Source organism: Bacillus sp. FSL E2-0195, assembly GCF_038003645.1.
Lineage (GTDB): Bacteria > Bacillota > Bacilli > Bacillales > Bacillaceae_G > Bacillus_A > Bacillus_A mycoides.
This window is the reverse complement of record NZ_JBBOPN010000001.1, coordinates 4,074,636-4,093,151: the sequence shown is the minus strand read 5'-3', so window position 1 is coordinate 4,093,151 and position 18,516 is coordinate 4,074,636. Positions and strand designations below refer to the sequence as shown.

Here is an 18,516-nt window from a genome sequence, read left to right as displayed (position 1 = left end):
GTAATGGAAAAGATCGAGAGATTAAGAAGTGCGTTTGATGAGGCTGGTATTGACGGTATCGTATTAACGAATGAACATAGCCGTAGATATATGGCGAATTTCACAGGAACAGCTGGTGTTGTACTAATTTCAAAAGAGCGTGCTCTATTTATTACAGATTTCCGTTATGTAGAGCAAGCTAGTAAGCAAGCGGTTGGATACGAAATAGTGCAGCATGCAGGATTAATTCTTGATGAAGTTGCGAAACAAGTTAAAGAACTTGGAATTCAAAAGCTAGGATTTGAGCAAGATACTCTTACATATAGCTCTTACGTAACGCATAATGAAGCGATCGAAGCTGAATTCATCCCAACTTCTGGGCTTGTAGAAAAGTTACGCTTGATAAAGACTGATTCAGAGATTAAGATATTAAAGGAAGCTGCACAGATTGCAGATGCTGCCTTTGAGCATATTCTATCATTCATTCGCCCGGGAGTATCTGAAATTGAAGTGTCAAATGAACTTGAATTTTTCATGAGAAAACAAGGAGCAACATCTTCTTCGTTTGATATTATCGTTGCTTCAGGTCTTCGTTCGGCATTACCGCACGGCGTGGCATCTGAAAAAGTGATAGAAAAAGGAGATTTCGTTACATTAGACTTCGGCGCTTATTACAAAGGATATTGCTCTGATATTACTCGTACGATTGCAGTCGGTGAACCATCTGATAAATTAAAAGAAATTTATAATATTGTTTTAGAAGCACAACTACGTGGTGTGAACGGTATTAAAGCTGGTTTAACGGGTCGTGAGGCTGATGCATTAACGCGTGATTACATAACGGAAAAAGGATATGGTGAATACTTCGGACACTCTACTGGTCATGGAATCGGTCTTGAAATCCATGAAGCACCAGGTTTAGCGTTCCGTTCTGATACAGTACTTGAACCAGGTATGGCTGTAACAGTAGAACCAGGTATTTATATTCCAGGTGTTGGCGGGGTACGTATTGAAGATGATATCATTGTAACAAGTGAAGGTAATGAAGTAATAACGAAATCACCAAAAGAACTTATTATTTTGTAATACACAGGAGGATTTTTTTACATGATTTCAGTAAACGATTTTCGTACAGGTTTAACAATTTCAGTGGACAATGCCCTTTGGCAAGTAATGGATTTCCAACACGTAAAGCCAGGTAAAGGTGCTGCATTCGTTCGCTCTAAACTACGTAACCTTCGCACAGGATCTGTTCAAGAGAAAACATTCCGTGCAGGTGAAAAAGTAGAAAAAGCACACATCGAAAACCGTCGTATGCAATACTTATACGCGAGCGGTGAGTCTCACGTATTTATGGATAACGAAACTTATGAGCAAATCGAACTTGGTGAAAACCAAATCGAGCGCGAATTAAAATTCTTAAAAGAAAACATGGGAGTATCTATTATGACATACCAAGATGAAATACTTGGTGTTGAACTTCCGAACACAGTTGAATTAAAAGTTGCAGAAACAGAGCCTGGTATTAAAGGTGACACAGCTTCTAACGTAACAAAACCAGCTAAATTAGAAACTGGTCTTGTTGTACAAGTACCAATCTTCATTAACGAAGGCGAAATGCTTATCATCAACACTGGTGAAGGTAAATACGTTTCTCGTGCATAGTAGAAAAGCACTCGTGATTATCACGAGTGCTTTTTTTATAGGAAATAGGGCAGATAGTAAATTGCAGTTATAGCAAAACTAACTGTGACGAGTGAAAGGGTACCCATAATATATGGAGTCAAAACAATTTGAAACGGGCGTATTTCACCAGTTTCAATACCGGTAAAAGTTTTATTCGTTGCATGATCCATATTGTTATTTCTAAAGGTACTCATAATAATTAACCACGTAATTGCAAATATTGCTAGACTGCCAAGGAAAAAGCTCTCCATAAATGACCAGCCGACCATTTTTGAAAAAAGATAAATAATAGCTAATTCTACTACAATTGTTAAACTAATTTTCAATCCTTTCATATTTTCCCCCCTCATTTTGTACTTCCAACCAATTTGAAAATTTTTCGCATGATACAACATGCAGTACGCAAGGTGATTTTACTTCTTTCTCCAAAGCAGCGTGTACGTCTGGAAATTGTTTTTCCACATGTAATGAAATGTAAGATAGTTTCTCTTGTGCTTTTAAAGAGCGAATGTTATTCGTTTTAGCACCGGCAAATACGTATGTAAGTTGCAAGTCTAAAAAAGCGATTTTAAAGATCTCTTTTTTCGCAGATTCGTTATATCCTCTTCCCCAATATTGATAGCCGAGCCAACTTCCAATATGTGAGTGCTTTTGTTCGTAATTAATATGTTTAAGTGTCGTGAGGCCAATTATTTCATTTTCCTCACTTACAATCACTCTTGATAAGGAGTGTTTTTTTCGTTCCTCTCCAATTGCAAAAAGAATGAACGCCTTTGTATCTTCCACTGATTCTACTTTTATCCCTAATGCATTTTTTACATGTGGATTGCTGGATAGCTCAAAAAGCACATTTGCATATCGTAAATCGAGTGGTAGTAAAGTAACTTGCTTCATCATCTATGCTCCTTTTCTATTAAATATACCATATATTAATGAGAATATTCAGTTTTCTATAAAGTCGATAGAGAAAAATTATGTTTTTACTTCTGAAATAGACAACCTCTGCATATGGTTGTACAAATATATTCTTTTTCAGAATAAGGAAGTAGTAACTGTTATGGGAGAAGGTGGGAGAATGAAACAGTGGCTAGCGGCAATGGAAACATCCGTGCTTGTTATGGGGTTACTTCGGTTGTTTTCAGGAAGCGCGGAAATATTCGCCGCTCTGCTTATGCTTTACGTGAATGATGCGAAGAAAGCATTGTTTATAAATGGTATGTTGGCGTTTGTTGGACCGACCGTATTAATTTTAACAATGACAATTGGCATAGCGAGTGTAGCAAGTGAGATTTCTTTCTTGAAACTCTTTTTTCTAGCACTTGGAATTGGCTGCATTTTTATCGCGTTGTTGAAATAGTAAGTCGAGTATAGTGGGGAGAAGCTTATGAAAGAAGTATTAGAAGTTTTACCGAAAACGATGAAACAGTTAGTTGAAGGCTGTAAACAATACGATACTCTAGAGGAAATTCGCGTTCGAATTGGAAGGCCACTAGAGTGTATCGCACATGGAGAAGTGTTTTTCTATGACTATATCGCTACAGCGGAAGATGCGATCCATTTATTGAATAAATTAAGCCAATTCTCAATTTATACGATGGAAGAGGAATTGAAACGTGGATATGTGACACTACGAGGAGGACATAGAATTGGCCTAGCTGGAAAAGTCATTACAGAAAAAAGTGCAGTGAAAATGATTCGGGATGTCTCTTCTTTTAATATTCGTATTGCCCGTCAAAAAATAGGGATTGCTGAGCCGCTTCTGCCATATCTTTATGAATCGCGATGGTTAAACACGATGGTAATTGGCCCACCGCAAACGGGGAAAACAACACTTTTAAGAGATGTAGCACGCTGTATGAGTCAAGGTGTAAGTGCTTCGAAAATTCCTTCATGTAAAGTGGGGATTGTTGATGAACGATCAGAAATTGCGGGTTGTGTGAAAGGAATCCCACAATATGACTTTGGCGTGCGAGTAGATGTATTAGACGCTTGTCCAAAAGCTGAAGGAATGATGATGATGATTCGTTCTATGAGCCCAGACATATTAATCGTAGATGAAATTGGACGTAAAGAAGATAGTGAAGCGATTATGGAGGCGGTACATGCAGGTGTTCAGCTTTTTATAAGTGCACATGGATTTTCTTATGATGACGTTGTGAAACGTCCATCGTTACAGGCGGTGCTGGAACTTGGTGTATTTGATAGGTTTGTGGAATTATCAAAAGCGAGAGGGCCAGGAACAGTTATGCAAGTGAAAGATAGAGATGGAAAACCAGTATTATCCCATAGAAAGGTTCAAGGCGTATGGTGAAAATATTTGGTGCGGTATTAATAGTTGCTGTTAGCACTTTTTTCGGATTTTCATACGCTAAAAGGTACAGTGAGAGACCGCGGCAACTTAGGTTATTGAAGGCAGCATTGCAATCATTAGAAGCTGAAATTATGTATGGACACACGCCGTTATCTGAGGCTGCAGAGCGTTTAGTCAAACAAATGCCGAAGCCGTTAAATTGGATATTTCAAAGCTTTTCGAAACGGCTAGAGGACGGGGAGCAAACAGTTAGAGAAGCTTGGATTGATAGTTTGAAGGAGAACTGGACGTTAACGGCGTTTAAACAAACCGAGTATGAAATCTTACAACAATTTGGTGAAACACTTGGACAACATGATCGTGAATCACAGCAAAAACATATTCGCTTATGTATTACACATTTGGAGAGAGAAGAAGGAGAAGCGAAAGCATTACAACTACAATATGAAAAAATGATAAAGAGTTTAGGGGTACTAGCAGGGCTACTTATCGTAATTTTACTGCTATAGGGGGGAGAAAGGCGATGTCCATTGATGTTGGATTAATATTTCAAATCGCCGGAATCGGCATTGTTTTAGCTTTCATTCATACTGTACTAAAAGAATTAAAGCGAGAGGATATTGCAAATTGGGTTATCCTTGTCGGTTTTGTCGTTATTTTGTTTCATGTTGCATTTTTAATTAATACTCTATTCGACAAGATTAAAAGTGTCTTTCTCTTCCAGTAAAGGAGGCGGTTCGAATCGAAATTATACAAATTGTCGGATTAGGCCTCGTTGCTACATTTTTAGCTGCTGTTTTAAATCAGCATAAGTCTAGTATTACATCGTTATTTATTGTGTTCATTGGTAGCATGATGTTTCTTCTCTTAATCGATCAAATTCATTCTATTTTACAAATGATTGAGAGAGTGGCGAGTGAAGCGAAGGTTAGCAACGTATATGTAGAAACGTTATTGAAAATTATAGGGATTGCTTATATCGCTGAGTTTGGTGCGCAAATTACAAAGGATGCTGGTCAAGGTGCAATCGCTTCGAAAATTGAATTAGCTGGGAAAATCTTAATTCTCGTCATGGCAATTCCTATTTTGACGGTTGTAATTGAAACAATTCTCGGTTTTTTACCTACGGGATAAGGGGGAGTGAATGTTGAGGAAGTTTGGAGCTAAGCTATTATTTGCTTGCTTCCTTTTCTTTTCTTTACCGATTGTTGTACAAGCTTCTCCTATAGAAACAAACGTCGTTGATCAACAATTGGATAAGCTCGGAATTGAAGATGTGAAGCAATTTTGGGACGGGCTTGTTACAAAGTATGGAGGCTATTTACCAGAGAGTCAAAAAGGAAGCTTTATGGAGTTTGTAAAGGGAGAAAAAGAGTTCTCCATAAAAGAGTGGATGATAGGTCTACTAAAATATTTATTTCATGAGCTTGTTGCAAATGGAAAGTTACTTGGAACGCTCATTATGCTCACGATTTTCAGTGCATTGTTGCAATCGTTGCAATCTGCTTTTTCAAAGAGTAGCGTGAGTAAAATCGCTGATGCAGTCGTATACATGGTACTTATTATTTTCGCTTTAAATAGTTTTTATGTCGTCATGACATATGCAAGAGAGACGATACAAACAATGGTAGATTTCATACTAGCGTTATTACCAATTTTACTCGCACTCATAGCAACAGGCGGCGGTGTTGTTTCTGTATCGTTTTTTCATCCGATTATCATTTTCTTAATGAATACGAGTGGGCTTCTTATGAACTATATCGTTCTACCACTTTTATTACTTGCAACTATATTAAGTATTGTAAGCACGATGAGTGATCAATATAAAGTTACGAAATTGTCCAAGCTTTTGCAAAACGTTAGTGTTGGGATTATTGGTATCTTTTTGACGGTTTTTTTAGGCGTATTATCTGTACAGGGAACAGCGTCAGCCGTTGCTGATGGTATAGCTGTGAAAACGGCTAAATTTGTAACAGGAAACTTCATTCCTGTAGTAGGAAGGATGTTTACTGAGGCGGCGGATACTGTTATTAGTGCATCTGGATTATTAAAAAACACAGTCGGAATTATCGGGCTCGTTATTTTATGCTTAATTGTCGCTTTCCCAGCGATTCAAATTTTTTGTATCGCGTTTATTTATAAATTCGCAGCAGCAGTATTGCAACCGGTAGGCGGAGGAGCAATTATTCAATGTTTAGATATCATTGGACGAAGTATCATTTACGTATTTGCTTGCTTAGCTATCGTATCATTTATGTTCTTTTTAAGTATCACAATTATTATTGCTGCCGGGAACATTACTCTCATGATGCGGTAGGAGGTGAAGAGTATGCAATTTGTTACAGAGTGGATTAGAAATATTATCGTTTTTTTACTCTTAGCGACAATGCTTCATCTTATTCTTCCAAATTCAAATTTGCAAAAGTACGTTAAATTCGTTGTAAGTCTATTGTTAGTCGTATTAATTTTAACGCCTCTATTTAAGTTGTTACAAACAGATGTAAATGAAGTTATCGCAAATTTCAATGAGGAAAAGTACGTAGCAGATGGATCTGTAAAAAATTCGATAGATTCGAAGAAAAAAGAAATACAAGCTCTAACACGTGCATATAGTTTAGAAGAGATGGCTACCAAAATGAAAAAAGACGTAGGAAAAGAGTTTGAGAAAAAGTATGGTATGACAGTCTCTGAAATACAAATAGTCGCAGTGGAACATGCAGAAGAAGTAAAGTCAGCGAAAGATATTCAATCTGTTGTTGTGACGTTGAAAGAAAAAGAACGTAGTAAAAATGATGCAATCGAAACAGTAAAGCCAATTGAAATTAATATGAAAGAACCTCCAAAAAAAATAGAAGAAACGAATGTAGAAATGAAAGATTTCTTTTCAAGCAGGTGGCAACTAGAGGATAAACAAATCCAAGTTCAGATGGAAGGGAGGACAGGTAGCGTAAATGGACAATAAAGATAAAAATTCGAGGTTCTCATTTTTTCGAAACTTATTAAATGGGGATGGAAAAGAAAGTAATGAGAAGGGGAAAAAGGTAACACCTAAGTTTTTGCTTGTCCTACTCATACTTGGGATTGCGCTTATGTTTTCTAGTAATTTCTTATCACCTAAAAAAGAAGAAGTGCCTGTGTTTAAAGAAAAGACAAGTCAAAGCCAAGATAAAGATGTACCAACTTTCGGTCAAAAAAACAATGATAATATGTCAAATGTAGAAAAATACGAAAAAGCGTATGAACAAGAATTGAAAGCTTCTTTAGAAGAGATAGCCGGAGTAAAAGATGTAACTATTAAAGTGAACTTAGATTCATCTGAAGAAAAAATACTCGAGAAAAATACAGTAAAACGTTCACAAACGACAGGTGAAACTGATAAAGCAGGCGGGAAAAGGGAAGTAGAAGACGAGTCTCTTGATGAAAAGACAGTCATTATACGTGAAGGTGATAAAGAAACTCCAATTGTTTTGCGAACAGAGAAACCGAAAGTACGAGGTGTTCTGGTCGTAGCAAAGGGAGTGGATAATATACAAATAAAAGCAATGGTAAAAGAAGCTGTGACGCGATTATTAGATGTACCAGCTCATCGCGTTTCAGTATCACCGAAAAATTGATAGGGAGGAAATAAAGTGTTAAAAAAACAAACGGTTTGGCTATTAACGATGTTAAGTTTAGTGGTTGTACTATCTGTTTATTACGTAACAACTCCTGATAAAATGAATACAGCAGCACCGGCAACGGGTGAAAAGATGGGACAAGAAAAGCAAGGTGTTGATAAAGCAGTTACAAAAGAAACAACGAAAGAAACTACAAATAAAGAGACAACAAAAGAAAATACAAGCAAGGAAACTACAAATAAAGAAACAGACAAAAAAGAAACAAGTAAAAAAGAGGCTAGCGTAACAGTTCAATCAAGCGATGAGAATTTTACAGCGCTACGTATGCAAATGGAAGATCAGCGTAGTGTAGAGAAAGAAAAGTTACAAAATGTAATGAAGTCATCAAAATCTTCAGCAGAAGAAAAGAGTAAAGCGAAAGATAATCTTGATGCAATCACTACGATGGAAACGAAGCAACAATTACTTGAGACAGTGATTAAATCTCAAGGCGGATATAAGGATGCTCTTGTAAGAGCTGATGGAACGGACATTAAAGTAACAGTTAAATCGGCAAAGCATTCACAAAAAGAAGCGAATAAAATTATTCAGCTCGTAAGAAGTGAAGGTGGTTCAAAAGATGTAGGTGTGAAATTTGATCCATCAGTAAAATAAATTGAAATTATAATAGGTGTTGCTGCTTCAAATTAGATAAAAGAATAATAGAAAAAAGCTATCGTTTTCGATAGCTTTTTTCTATTTCATCTTTGCAGTTGTATTTAGTATTTTCAATTGGAAACGGGGAAATACGCTGTGAGTAAAAGATTAATGGTTCGTGATGATGGTGATTAGTTTTTCCAGATTTGACGTGAATGAAGAGGACCAATGTCCAAATCACTACGGCAGGCAAGAACAGGATGAGCCATATCATATGTCCGCACCTCACTACAATAAATTTGCTACACTTTGAACATACTATTCTTTTATGAAGGAAGAATGAACGGCGCGTAAACAAAAAAATAATATTTGGTAAAAATATGTTTTTTTACCGTAGATAAAATGAAGAATGCTGAGGGAATTACGTTTTTACACTTTGCAGTTTTGAAAAAGTAAAGAATGTTTTTTAGGAAGTGGTCTTGCCAATTTCGTGTGAAACTTGGTATTATTACTAGGTAATAATTTTTTAGTGGAATAATATTTTTACAGGAATTTCGATTTATAATAAAGAAATATAAATTGGAATGTTTAAAAAATTTAGCGTAAGATGGGAATAGTAAATATTTCTATTAGTAAATGTCATAGGAATAAATTTTCTAATAGAATGCATCGTATTTTTACAGTAAATCAGTTTGATGCCAATCTGTAAAAACGGGACAAACAAGAGTATGGGAGTGGATTTTACATGTTTAAAATTCAAGAAGTTCGTGAATTAATTAAATTAATTGATAGCTCTAATATTGATGAATTTGAATACAAAAAAGACGGTACAACAATCAAAATGAAAAAACGTGGTAATGAAGTAGTTACTGTGCAAGCACCGGTAACGAAACAGGTAGTACAGCCAGCAGCATCTGTCGAAGTAGAAACAGCAGTAGCGGCAGCGCAAGTAGAAGCGCCAAAACAAGAAGAGAAGACAGCTGTTCAAAATGAAAACCTACATAAAATCACATCACCGATGGTAGGGACATTTTATTCCTCTTCTTCGCCTGATACACCTCAATATGTAAGTGTTGGGGACAGAGTATCGAAAGATTCTATCGTATGTATTGTTGAGGCTATGAAATTATTTAACGAAATTGACGCAGATGTAGAGGGCGAAATTGTTGAAATTCTTGTTAATAATGGACAGCTTGTTGAGTATGGACAACCGCTATTTCTTGTAAAAGCGTAATAAGGGAGTCTTTGTGATGATAAAAAAAGTATTAATAGCCAATCGTGGGGAAATTGCTGTACGAATTATTCGTGCTTGTAAAGAAATGGATATTGAAACAGTTGCAATTTATTCAGAAGCAGACAAAGAGTCACTTCATGTGCAAATTGCAGATGAAGCGTATTGTGTTGGACCAACGATTTCAAAAGAAAGCTATTTAAATTTGACGAACATTATTAGTGTTGCGAAATTAACAGGTTGTGATGCAATTCATCCGGGATATGGATTTTTAGCAGAGAATGCAGATTTTGCAGAATTATGCCGTGAGTGTAACTTGATTTTTATCGGTCCAAGCCCAGAAGCCATTTCAAAGATGGGCACAAAAGACGTTGCACGTGATACAATGAAAGAAGCAGGGGTTCCGATTGTACCAGGTTCACAAGGGATTATTAAAAATACCGAAGAAGCGATCGAGCTTGCTAATCAACTTGGATATCCAGTTATCATTAAAGCGACTGCAGGTGGCGGCGGAAAAGGTATTCGTGTTGCGCGCCATGAAGAAGAGCTTGTAAAAGGAATTCAAATTACACAGCAAGAAGCCAGTACCGCTTTTGGGAACCCTGGTGTATACTTGGAGAAGTACGTTGAAGATTTCCGCCATGTTGAGATTCAAATAATGGCAGATACACATGGAAATGCCATTCATTTGGGAGAGCGTGATTGTACAATTCAGCGCCGTCTGCAAAAACTATTAGAAGAAAGTCCATCACCTGCACTTGATGAGAATATTCGCAAGCAAATGGGTGAGGCAGCAGTTAAAGCGGCGGTAGCGGTTGATTATACAGGTGCTGGTACGGTTGAGTTTATTTATGAATATAAAACGAAAAGCTTTTATTTCATGGAGATGAATACGAGAATCCAAGTTGAACATCCAGTTACTGAAATGGTAACAGGGATGGATTTAATTAAAGAACAAATTCTTGTTGCTTCTGGAGAAAAGTTATCGTTACAGCAAGAAGAAGTACAATTTAATGGTTGGGCAATGGAATGTCGAATTAATGCGGAAAACCCTGCCAAAAAATTTATGCCATCTCCAGGTAAAGTAGAAATGTACTTACCACCAGGCGGATTTGGTATTCGCGTCGATTCAGCTGTATATCCGGGATATTCAATACCACCTTTCTATGATTCGATGGTTGCTAAATTAATTGTTCACGGAAAAACACGTGAAGAGGCAATTGCAAAAATGAAGCGAGCGCTCAGTGAGTTTGTCATTGAAGGCGTACATACAACAATCCCGTTCCATTTGCAATTGCTAGAGCATCCTGATTTTGTAAAAGGTGAGTTTAACACGAAATTTTTGGAAGAGCATGAACTTGTGACGCAGTGATACATTAAAGGAGGTTTTTTTCATGGCTGAACATATGTTAGATATGGGTCAAGATACAACTCTTGGAAAAGTAGAAATTGCACCAGAAGTAATCGAAGTAATTGCAGGTATTGCAGCTGCTGAAGTAGAAGGTGTAGCGGCAATGCGTGGTAATTTTGCTACAGATGTTGTTGAGAAGTTAGGTAAGAAAAATCATGGTAAAGGTGTAAAGGTTGAATTAGCAAACGAAGATATTATTGTTGACCTTTATGTTGTGATGTATTTTGGTGTAGCGATTCCGGTTGTTGCACAAAAAATTCAAGACAATATTCGCCAAGCACTCTTTACAATGACAGGACTTGAGCCAAAAGAAGTGAACGTTCACATCGTTGGCGTAACATTCGAAACACAAAAAACAGAAATCGAACCAGTGTAAGAGTGGAAAAAGGTGCCTAGTAAAATAGGCATCTTTTTTATCGTTTCATTTCTTCACAAATTAAAACCCTCTAATTATTATACTATTTCAAAAAAAAAGAAAAATAAAACGGTATGTTTCATTTTTCCAAAAAACGTACATTGTGATAAGATATGGAACTTGAAGTTAATCTTTTTATTATTTTTCAGCCTTGTACCCCGTGTGTGAAACGATAAATTGTGTTATTATCATTGTATTATAAGGTTGGAAAATCAATGAAAACTGCAAGAGTAAGTGAATTGACGGCTTATAAATTATAATAATATAACAAAACATAAGGAAAGACTTGAAGTATAAAGGAGAGTTACAATGAAACGTAGGACGGCTAGAGAAAGAGCAATGCAAGCATTATACCAAATGGATATTACAGGTGAATTAGAACCGAAAGTAGCGGTGGAAAATACGCTAGATGAAGGCGAAGAAACAAATGAGTTTCTAGAATCACTTGTTGTAGGATTTGTAGACAACAAAGAAGAGATTGACGCAGCAATTCGTCAAAATTTAAAAAAGTGGAAGCTTGAGCGTATTAGTATTGTTGATCGCAGTATTTTACGTGTAGCTGTGTGTGAGATGAAATACATGGAAGAAATTCCGCACAATGTAACAATTAACGAAGCAATTGAAATCGCAAAAACATTTGGGGATGAGGAATCTCGTCGTTTTATTAACGGCGTTTTATCTAATATAAAAGATACACTGTAATTTCTTTAAGGGGGAAACTTAAAATGGTAGCAGTAATCATCAAAGGAAATGAAGTTGCGGAGAAAAAACGAGCACAATTAAAAGAAAAAGTTGTGAAGTTAAAAGAGCAAGGGATTGTACCAGGATTAGCAGTTATTTTAGTTGGAGAAGATCCAGCATCTCGTTCTTATGTAAAAGGAAAAGAAAAAGGCTGTGAGCAAGTAGGAATCTATTCAGAGCTAATAGAACTTCCTGAAACGATTACTGAGGAGCGTTTGCTTGCTGAAATCGATCGCTTAAATGGAGACGACCGCATTAATGGCATATTGGTACAATTACCTTTACCAAAACATATTGAAGAAAAAGCTATCATTGAAAGAATTTCACCGGAAAAGGATGTAGATGGATTTCACCCAATCAGCGTAGGACGTATGATGACGGGACAAGACACATTCCTTCCATGTACACCGCATGGCATTTTAGAATTAGTAAAAGAAACGAATCTTGATATTTCTGGAAAGCATGTTGTTGTAATTGGAAGAAGTAATATTGTTGGTAAACCAGTGGGGCAACTGTTTTTAAATGAAAATGCAACTGTCACATATTGTCATTCTAAGACGCAAAATATAAAAGAATTATCGAAGTTAGCTGATATTTTAATCGTAGCCGTTGGACGACCGAAAATGGTAACAGCTGACTATATTAAAGAGGGTGCGGTTGTAATTGATGTTGGTGTTAACCGTTTAGAAACAGGCAAACTTTGTGGTGATGTTGATTTTGACAATGTATTAGACGTTGCAGGTTACATTACGCCTGTGCCAAAAGGAGTCGGCCCAATGACTATTACAATGCTTCTTCACAACACTGTGGAGTCTGCAAAGCGTGCAGGTGTTGTTTGTCAATAATTTGAATCGGCTATGAGGAGAGAGAAATGGAGAAACAATATTTAACCGTTACAGCATTAACACGCTATATTAAAACAAAAATAGAGTATGATCCGCATTTACAGTCTGTTTGGTTAAAAGGAGAAATTTCCAACTTTAAATATCATAGTCGTGGTCATATGTATTTTACATTGAAAGATGAAAATGCAAGAATTGCAGCGGTTATGTTTGCGGGTCATAATCGTAACATTAAATTCAGACCGGAAAATGGAATGAAAGTACTTGTAAAAGGAAAGATTTCTGTTTATGAGGCGAGTGGTTCTTATCAAATTTATATTCAAGACATGCAGCCTGACGGAATTGGAAACTTGCATTTAGCTTATGAGCAATTAAAAGTTCGTTTAGAGGAAGAGGGCTTGTTTTCTCAAGTTTATAAAAAAATAATTCCTCCGTATGCTAAAACAATAGGTGTAATCACGTCGCCAACAGGAGCAGCAATTCGCGATATTATAACAACAATTAAACGTCGTTATCCAATTGGAAATGTTATTGTGTTTCCTGTACTTGTACAAGGGGAGTCAGCAGCTCCCTCGATTGTACAAGCAATTCGTACAGCGAATGAAATGGGAGATATTGATGTTTTAATTGTTGGGCGTGGTGGAGGCTCTATTGAAGAATTATGGGCCTTTAATGAGGAAGTAGTTGCAAGAGAAATTTTCACAAGTGAGATTCCGATTATTTCGGCTGTAGGCCATGAAACAGATTTTACAATCGCAGATTTTGTCGCGGATTTACGTGCACCAACACCGACTGCAGCAGCTGAGTTGGCGGTACCTAATACTATAGAGTTACAAGAAAAGGTATTACAAAGAACTCTGAGATTGCAAAGAGCAATGAGAGAGAGAGTACATAAAAAAGAAGAAAAACTGCAAGTGTTACAAAAATCTTATGCGTTCCGTTATCCAAGGCAAGTGTACGAGCAAAAAGAAGAGCAGTTAGACAGGGCTCTTGAACAACTTGTTTTAGCGAAAGAGCGTTATATAGATAAAAAAGTAAATCAATTAAAGCAACTTTCATTTTATTTAGAAAAGCACCACCCATCTCAAAAAATTATACAAACGAAAACGGCAATTGAAACGTTGCAAAAGCAGTTGCAACGTGAAATGCAAACATTACTTCAAACGAAGGAGTTCGTATTTGTGAGAGCGGCTCAAAAGCTTGAGGTATTAAGCCCGCTTAAAGTAATGATGAGAGGGTATGGGCTTGTATACGATGAAGAGAAACAAGTATTAAAAAGCGTGAAAGATGTTAGCCTTGGAGATGCTGTTTCGGTTCAATTACAAGATGGAATACTAGATTGTAGTGTATCAAGCATAGAGGAGCGTGAATTGAATAATGGAAAATAAGTTAAGCTTTGAAGAAGCAATTTCGCAGCTTGAGCATCTCGTTTCTAAGCTTGAACAAGGTGATGTACCTTTAGAGGAAGCAATTTCTTATTTTAAGGAAGGCATGGAATTATCTAAGCTTTGTGATGAGAAATTGAAAGATGTACAAGAACAAATGGCAGTTATCCTTGGGGAAGATGGAGAGCTTAAACCGTTTACTGCTTTAGGAGATGAAGCATAGTGACACATATAGCTTTTGATGCTTTTTTGAAAGAGAGTAAAACTTTCGTAGAAGAAAAGCTTGTAAGCTATGCAAATGAATTACAATGTCCAAATGTGCTTCGTGAAGCGATGGCATATTCTTTGGAAGCGGGTGGGAAACGTCTCCGCCCGTTACTTTTATTTGCAACGTTACAAGCGTTTGGGAAAGAAAGAAATCTTGGAGTGGGTGCAGCTTGTGCCCTTGAAATGATTCATACATATTCGTTAATTCATGATGATTTACCTTGTATGGATGATGATGATCTAAGACGAGGAAAGCCTACAAATCATAAAGTATTTGGTGAAGCAATGGCAGTTTTAGCGGGAGATGGTTTGTTGACATATGCTTTTCAAGTTATTATGGCATATGAGCAAAAAGAAATCTCTGCTGAAAAAAAAGTAAGACTTGTACTTGAGCTTGCGAAAGCAGCAGGACCTGAAGGAATGGTTGCTGGACAAGTGGCAGATATGGAAGCTGAAGGAAAACGACTTACAATTAATGAATTAGAGTACATTCATAATCATAAGACAGGTAAACTGCTTGAGTTTGCTGTACTTGCAGGCGCGATACTTTCTGATGCTACAGAAGAGCAAGAAGAGAAGTTACTTGCATTTGCGAAATATATCGGTCTAGCTTTCCAAATTAGAGATGATATTTTGGATGTAGAAGGAACAGAAGAAGAGATTGGAAAACCGATTGGTAGTGATGCTTCCAACGAGAAGAGCACATATACGACGTTATTTACTGTAGATAGAGCAAAATCTATTTTAGAGGAGAAAATTGCAAAAGCAAAAGATTCTATTAGCTCCTTACAATTACAAGATGAATATTTACTATCTATTTGTGATTTAATCGCAAAACGTAATAACTAATATAACAGCGTTTCCATTTGTTGAGTCATTCATCATTTTATGATATAAATGTAGGAAAAGGTTTTTCTTTTCTTGTTATTGGCAAAAATATATGTAGATTACATTGCCGTTATCACTTCGTGTTAGCGGCTATTTTTTTCATCACGTAAAGAAATATGATGTATAATATGATAAGTGAAAAAATGGAAGTGTTTTCTGAAAGCAGGACAAGATAAAAAGAATAGAAAAGATAATTTCTTGTGTTGTGTAAATGTTTCTTATAATATTTGACATGTTGACAGATTATGAAATGAAAGTGAGTGATCCATGTGGATCTAACGCAAATTCAAAACCCTAGTTTTTTGAAAGATATGTCTATCAGTGAACTAGAGGGGTTGAGTGAGGATATTCGTAAGTTTTTAATTGAAGAGCTCTCTCAAACAGGTGGACATATTGCACCTAATTTAGGTGTAGTAGAACTCACAATTGCTCTGCATAAATTATTTGATAGTCCGAAAGATAAGTTTTTATGGGACGTAGGACATCAATCCTATGTACATAAAATTTTAACAGGGCGTGCGAAAGAATTCGGCACATTAAGGCAATACCAAGGTCTATGTGGTTTTCCAAAACGCTGTGAGAGTGAGCATGATGTTTGGGAAACTGGTCATAGTTCAACGTCGTTATCTGCTGCAATGGGAATGGCTCTAGCACGTGATTTAAAGAAAACGGAAGAATACGTTATACCAATCATTGGCGATGGTGCATTAACAGGCGGAATGGCTTTAGAGGCATTGAACCACATTGGGCATGAAAAAACGGACATGATTGTTATTTTGAATGACAATGAAATGTCAATTGCACCAAACGTCGGTGCACTTCATAATGTACTTGGTCGTTTACGTACCGCAGGGAAGTACCATTGGGTAAAAGATGAACTAGAGTATATATTGAAGAAAATCCCAGCAGTCGGCGGGAAAGTTGCTGCGACAGCAGAGAAAATAAAAGATAGTCTAAAATATTTACTAGTATCAGGCGTCTTTTTTGAAGAATTAGGCTTTACATATTTAGGTCCGGTCGATGGGCATGATTATGAAAAGTTATTCGAAACGTTGCAATATGCAAAGAAAACAAAAGGCCCAGTACTTGTTCATGTTATTACGAAAAAAGGAAAAGGTTATAAACCAGCTGAAAGTGACGTTATTGGAACTTGGCATGGAACAGGATCGTATAAAATTGAGTCAGGTGACTTCGTTAAACCGAAAGAAGTTGCACCAGCATGGAGTGCTGTTGTTAGTGAAACAGTGCTTAAGCTAGCGAGAACGGATGAACGTATCGTTGCAATTACGCCTGCAATGCCTGTTGGATCGAAACTTGAGAAATTCCAAAAAGAATTTCCGGATCGCATGATTGATGTAGGTATTGCAGAGCAGCATGCTACAACAATGGCAGCTGGTATGGCAACACAAGGGATGAAGCCGTTCTTAGCAATTTATTCAACATTTTTACAAAGAGCATATGACCAAGTTGTTCATGATATTTGTCGCCAGAATTTAAACGTTTTTATTGGAATAGATCGCTCTGGATTAGTAGGAGCAGACGGTGAAACGCATCAAGGTGTATTTGACATCGCGTTTTTACGTCACTTGCCGAATATGGTGCTTATGATGCCGAAAGATGAAAATGAAGGTCAACATTTAGTATATACAGCGATGCAATACGAAGATGGGCCGATTGCTTTACGTTATGCACGCGGAAATGGACTTGGCGTTCAAATGGATGAAGAATTAAAGGCGATTCCAATCGGTACATGGGAAACGTTAAAAGAAGGCACACAAGCAGCAATTTTAACGTTTGGTACGACAATCCCGATGGCAATGGAAGCAGCTGAGCGTCTTGAACAAGCTGGAATATCAGTGAAAGTAGTGAATGCTCGCTTTATTAAGCCGATGGACGAAGCATATTTACATGAGCTTTTAGGGAAAAATATACCGATTTTAACGATTGAAGAGGCTTGTTTAATCGGTGGCTTTGGAACGGGAGTAGTTGAATTTGCTTCTGAGAACGGATACCATAGTGCTTTAATTGAACGAATGGGTATTCCTGATCGCTTCATAGAGCATGGTAGTGTAACAAAACTGTTAGAAGAAATTGGTTTAACAACAGATGCTGTTGTAGACCGTATTCATACAATGATTCCATCAAAACAAAAAAGGGCGTAACAAATGAGCGTAAAAAAAGAAAGAGTAGATGTACTATTAGTAGAGCGAGGGCTTATAGAAACGCGTGAGAAGGCTAAACGTGCTGTTATGGCAGGTCTTGTATATGCGAATGAAATGAGACTCGATAAGCCAGGGGAGAAAATCTCACAAGATACGGAGATTACGGTGAAAGGGCAAGTCATGCCGTATGTAAGCCGTGGTGGTTATAAGCTTGAAAAGGCATTAGAAACATTTCAACTTGATTTACAAGATAAGGTTATGATAGATATTGGTTCATCAACTGGTGGTTTTACAGACTGTGCGCTTCAAAATGGGGCGAAGTTATCCTACGCATTAGATGTAGGATATAATCAACTTGCGTGGAAATTGCGTCAAGATGAGCGTGTTGTTGTGATGGAACGAACGAACTTCCGTTACGTGACACCGGCAGATTTAGAGCGTGGTTTACCGCAGTTTGCAAGTATTGATGTTTCATTTATATCATTAAGGCTTATATTGCCGGTTTTAAAAACAATGCTTATGCCAAATGGTGATGTAGCTGCATTGATTAAACCTCAGTTTGAAGCTGGACGAGAACAAGTCGGGAAAAAAGGCATTGTTCGTGATAGAAAAGTACATGAAGCTGTCGTGGAAATGATTGTCGATTTTGCTCTTAAGGAAGGCTATAATATCGAAGGTTTAACATTCTCACCAATTACAGGCGGGGATGGAAATATTGAATTTTTAATTCATCTAAAGTGGCACGGTGAGCGTGAGAATGGCGAAAATCATTCTCCGGTTTCTATTGAGCAAGTTGTTACAGAAGCACATGATGTTCTAAAACAAAAAGGGAAAGGGGAATAACATATGTTGTTCCTCTTTTTGTTGTAATCGTATAATGATTGTAAAAACAATTGTGTACAAGTAATGGATTATACGGTAACATAAATAAATGAAGTATACCAA

At 37.0% G+C, this 18,516-nt stretch carries 24 protein-coding genes; 21 read left to right on the top strand and 3 right to left on the bottom strand.

What is annotated here, in order from left to right; translation table 11 throughout:
• The first annotated feature begins 3 nt into the window (after positions 1-3).
• Both pepQ and efp read left to right on the top strand, forming a co-directional pair.
• On the top strand, positions 4-1,065 hold the full coding sequence (gene pepQ, locus MHH59_RS21040; RefSeq protein WP_002015050.1) for a Xaa-Pro dipeptidase: 1,062 nt from the start codon (positions 4-6) through the stop codon (positions 1,063-1,065).
• A 21-nt stretch (positions 1,066-1,086) separates the two neighbouring features.
• The gene (gene efp, locus MHH59_RS21035; protein ID WP_002129052.1) at positions 1,087-1,644 is read left to right on the top strand and encodes an elongation factor P; all 558 of its coding nucleotides are present in this window, start codon (positions 1,087-1,089) and stop codon (positions 1,642-1,644) included.
• 35 nt (positions 1,645-1,679) lie between these two features.
• Here the strand turns inward: efp and MHH59_RS21030 are convergent, their stop codons facing one another.
• Together MHH59_RS21030 and MHH59_RS21025 are read right to left on the bottom strand one after the other, a co-directional pair.
• Positions 1,680-2,000, bottom strand: coding sequence for a hypothetical protein (locus tag MHH59_RS21030; protein WP_002129051.1), 321 nt, complete (start codon positions 1,998-2,000; stop codon positions 1,680-1,682).
• Complete coding sequence (locus MHH59_RS21025) at positions 1,981-2,562, bottom strand: GNAT family N-acetyltransferase (RefSeq protein ID WP_002129049.1); 582 nt, start codon at positions 2,560-2,562, stop codon at positions 1,981-1,983. Before MHH59_RS21025 ends, MHH59_RS21030 begins: the two co-directional genes overlap by 20 nt.
• Positions 2,563-2,740: 178 nt before the next feature.
• Here MHH59_RS21025 and MHH59_RS21020 point away from each other — a divergent pair, with 178 nt between their 5' ends.
• From MHH59_RS21020 to MHH59_RS20980, 9 genes are read left to right on the top strand one after another with little or no spacing between them, the layout of a single operon-like run.
• A complete protein-coding gene (locus tag MHH59_RS21020) occupies positions 2,741-3,022 on the top strand; it encodes a YqhV family protein (protein ID WP_000816054.1) in 282 nt (93 codons plus the stop codon).
• 27 nt (positions 3,023-3,049) lie between these two features.
• The gene (spoIIIAA, locus tag MHH59_RS21015; protein WP_002088576.1) at positions 3,050-3,976 is read left to right on the top strand and encodes a stage III sporulation protein AA; all 927 of its coding nucleotides are present in this window, start codon (positions 3,050-3,052) and stop codon (positions 3,974-3,976) included.
• Complete coding sequence (gene spoIIIAB / locus MHH59_RS21010; protein WP_002088574.1) at positions 3,970-4,485, top strand: stage III sporulation protein SpoIIIAB; 516 nt, start codon at positions 3,970-3,972, stop codon at positions 4,483-4,485. The genes spoIIIAA and spoIIIAB overlap by 7 nt, the downstream gene beginning before the upstream one ends.
• A 14-nt stretch (positions 4,486-4,499) precedes the next feature.
• The gene (spoIIIAC, locus tag MHH59_RS21005) at positions 4,500-4,703 is read left to right on the top strand and encodes a stage III sporulation protein AC (protein WP_000020914.1); all 204 of its coding nucleotides are present in this window, start codon (positions 4,500-4,502) and stop codon (positions 4,701-4,703) included.
• Between the two features lie 23 nt (positions 4,704-4,726).
• Positions 4,727-5,110 carry a stage III sporulation protein AD gene (gene spoIIIAD / locus MHH59_RS21000; RefSeq protein ID WP_078172833.1) on the top strand — a complete coding sequence of 128 codons (384 nt, stop codon included), beginning with the start codon at positions 4,727-4,729 and terminating at the stop codon, positions 5,108-5,110.
• Between the two features lie 10 nt (positions 5,111-5,120).
• Positions 5,121-6,293 carry a stage III sporulation protein AE gene (spoIIIAE, locus tag MHH59_RS20995; RefSeq protein ID WP_002033983.1) on the top strand — a complete coding sequence of 391 codons (1,173 nt, stop codon included), beginning with the start codon at positions 5,121-5,123 and terminating at the stop codon, positions 6,291-6,293.
• A gap of 12 nt (positions 6,294-6,305) precedes the next feature.
• Entirely contained in the window at positions 6,306-6,938 is a 633-nt protein-coding gene (gene spoIIIAF / locus MHH59_RS20990; protein WP_002015059.1) for a stage III sporulation protein AF, read from the top strand.
• The gene (gene spoIIIAG, locus MHH59_RS20985; RefSeq protein WP_002088572.1) at positions 6,928-7,590 is read left to right on the top strand and encodes a stage III sporulation protein AG; all 663 of its coding nucleotides are present in this window, start codon (positions 6,928-6,930) and stop codon (positions 7,588-7,590) included. The genes spoIIIAF and spoIIIAG overlap by 11 nt, the downstream gene beginning before the upstream one ends.
• Before the next feature lie 15 nt (positions 7,591-7,605).
• On the top strand, positions 7,606-8,247 hold the full coding sequence (locus tag MHH59_RS20980) for a SpoIIIAH-like family protein (protein ID WP_340852254.1): 642 nt from the start codon (positions 7,606-7,608) through the stop codon (positions 8,245-8,247).
• Between the two features lie 58 nt (positions 8,248-8,305).
• On the opposite strand, the gene MHH59_RS20975 is transcribed toward MHH59_RS20980, so the two are convergent.
• Positions 8,306-8,503 carry a hypothetical protein gene (locus MHH59_RS20975; RefSeq protein ID WP_012261697.1) on the bottom strand — a complete coding sequence of 66 codons (198 nt, stop codon included), beginning with the start codon at positions 8,501-8,503 and terminating at the stop codon, positions 8,306-8,308.
• Positions 8,504-8,974: 471 nt separating this feature from the next.
• On the opposite strand from MHH59_RS20975, the gene accB reads away from it, so the two are divergent.
• From accB to MHH59_RS20925, 10 genes are all read left to right on the top strand, one after another.
• The gene (accB, locus tag MHH59_RS20970) at positions 8,975-9,463 is read left to right on the top strand and encodes an acetyl-CoA carboxylase biotin carboxyl carrier protein (RefSeq protein ID WP_002129047.1); all 489 of its coding nucleotides are present in this window, start codon (positions 8,975-8,977) and stop codon (positions 9,461-9,463) included.
• Between the two features lie 16 nt (positions 9,464-9,479).
• Entirely contained in the window at positions 9,480-10,832 is a 1,353-nt protein-coding gene (gene accC, locus MHH59_RS20965; protein WP_002015065.1) for an acetyl-CoA carboxylase biotin carboxylase subunit, read from the top strand.
• Between the two features lie 22 nt (positions 10,833-10,854).
• Positions 10,855-11,247, top strand: coding sequence for an Asp23/Gls24 family envelope stress response protein (locus MHH59_RS20960; protein ID WP_000807630.1), 393 nt, complete (start codon positions 10,855-10,857; stop codon positions 11,245-11,247).
• Positions 11,248-11,595: 348 nt separating this feature from the next.
• Positions 11,596-11,988, top strand: a complete 393-nt coding sequence (gene nusB / locus MHH59_RS20955) for a N utilization substance protein NusB (protein WP_002067080.1) — start codon at positions 11,596-11,598, stop codon at positions 11,986-11,988.
• Positions 11,989-12,011: 23 nt separating this feature from the next.
• A complete protein-coding gene (folD, locus tag MHH59_RS20950) occupies positions 12,012-12,872 on the top strand; it encodes a bifunctional methylenetetrahydrofolate dehydrogenase/methenyltetrahydrofolate cyclohydrolase FolD (RefSeq protein ID WP_002067081.1) in 861 nt (286 codons plus the stop codon).
• A gap of 26 nt (positions 12,873-12,898) precedes the next feature.
• Positions 12,899-14,257: an exodeoxyribonuclease VII large subunit gene (xseA, locus tag MHH59_RS20945; protein WP_002015068.1), complete on the top strand. Its 1,359-nt coding sequence runs from the start codon at positions 12,899-12,901 to the stop codon at positions 14,255-14,257.
• On the top strand, positions 14,247-14,477 hold the full coding sequence (gene xseB / locus MHH59_RS20940; protein ID WP_000428422.1) for an exodeoxyribonuclease VII small subunit: 231 nt from the start codon (positions 14,247-14,249) through the stop codon (positions 14,475-14,477). Before xseA ends, xseB begins: the two co-directional genes overlap by 11 nt.
• Positions 14,477-15,370, top strand: a complete 894-nt coding sequence (ispA, locus tag MHH59_RS20935; protein ID WP_002015072.1) for a (2E,6E)-farnesyl diphosphate synthase — start codon at positions 14,477-14,479, stop codon at positions 15,368-15,370. The genes xseB and ispA overlap by 1 nt, the downstream gene beginning before the upstream one ends.
• 308 nt (positions 15,371-15,678) lie before the next feature.
• Positions 15,679-17,571 (top strand): 1-deoxy-D-xylulose-5-phosphate synthase, encoded by a 1,893-nt coding sequence (dxs, locus tag MHH59_RS20930; RefSeq protein WP_002129043.1) that lies wholly within the window; start codon positions 15,679-15,681, stop codon positions 17,569-17,571.
• A gap of 3 nt (positions 17,572-17,574) precedes the next feature.
• Complete coding sequence (locus MHH59_RS20925; protein ID WP_002015074.1) at positions 17,575-18,414, top strand: TlyA family RNA methyltransferase; 840 nt, start codon at positions 17,575-17,577, stop codon at positions 18,412-18,414.
• The last annotated feature ends 102 nt before the right edge of the window (positions 18,415-18,516 follow it).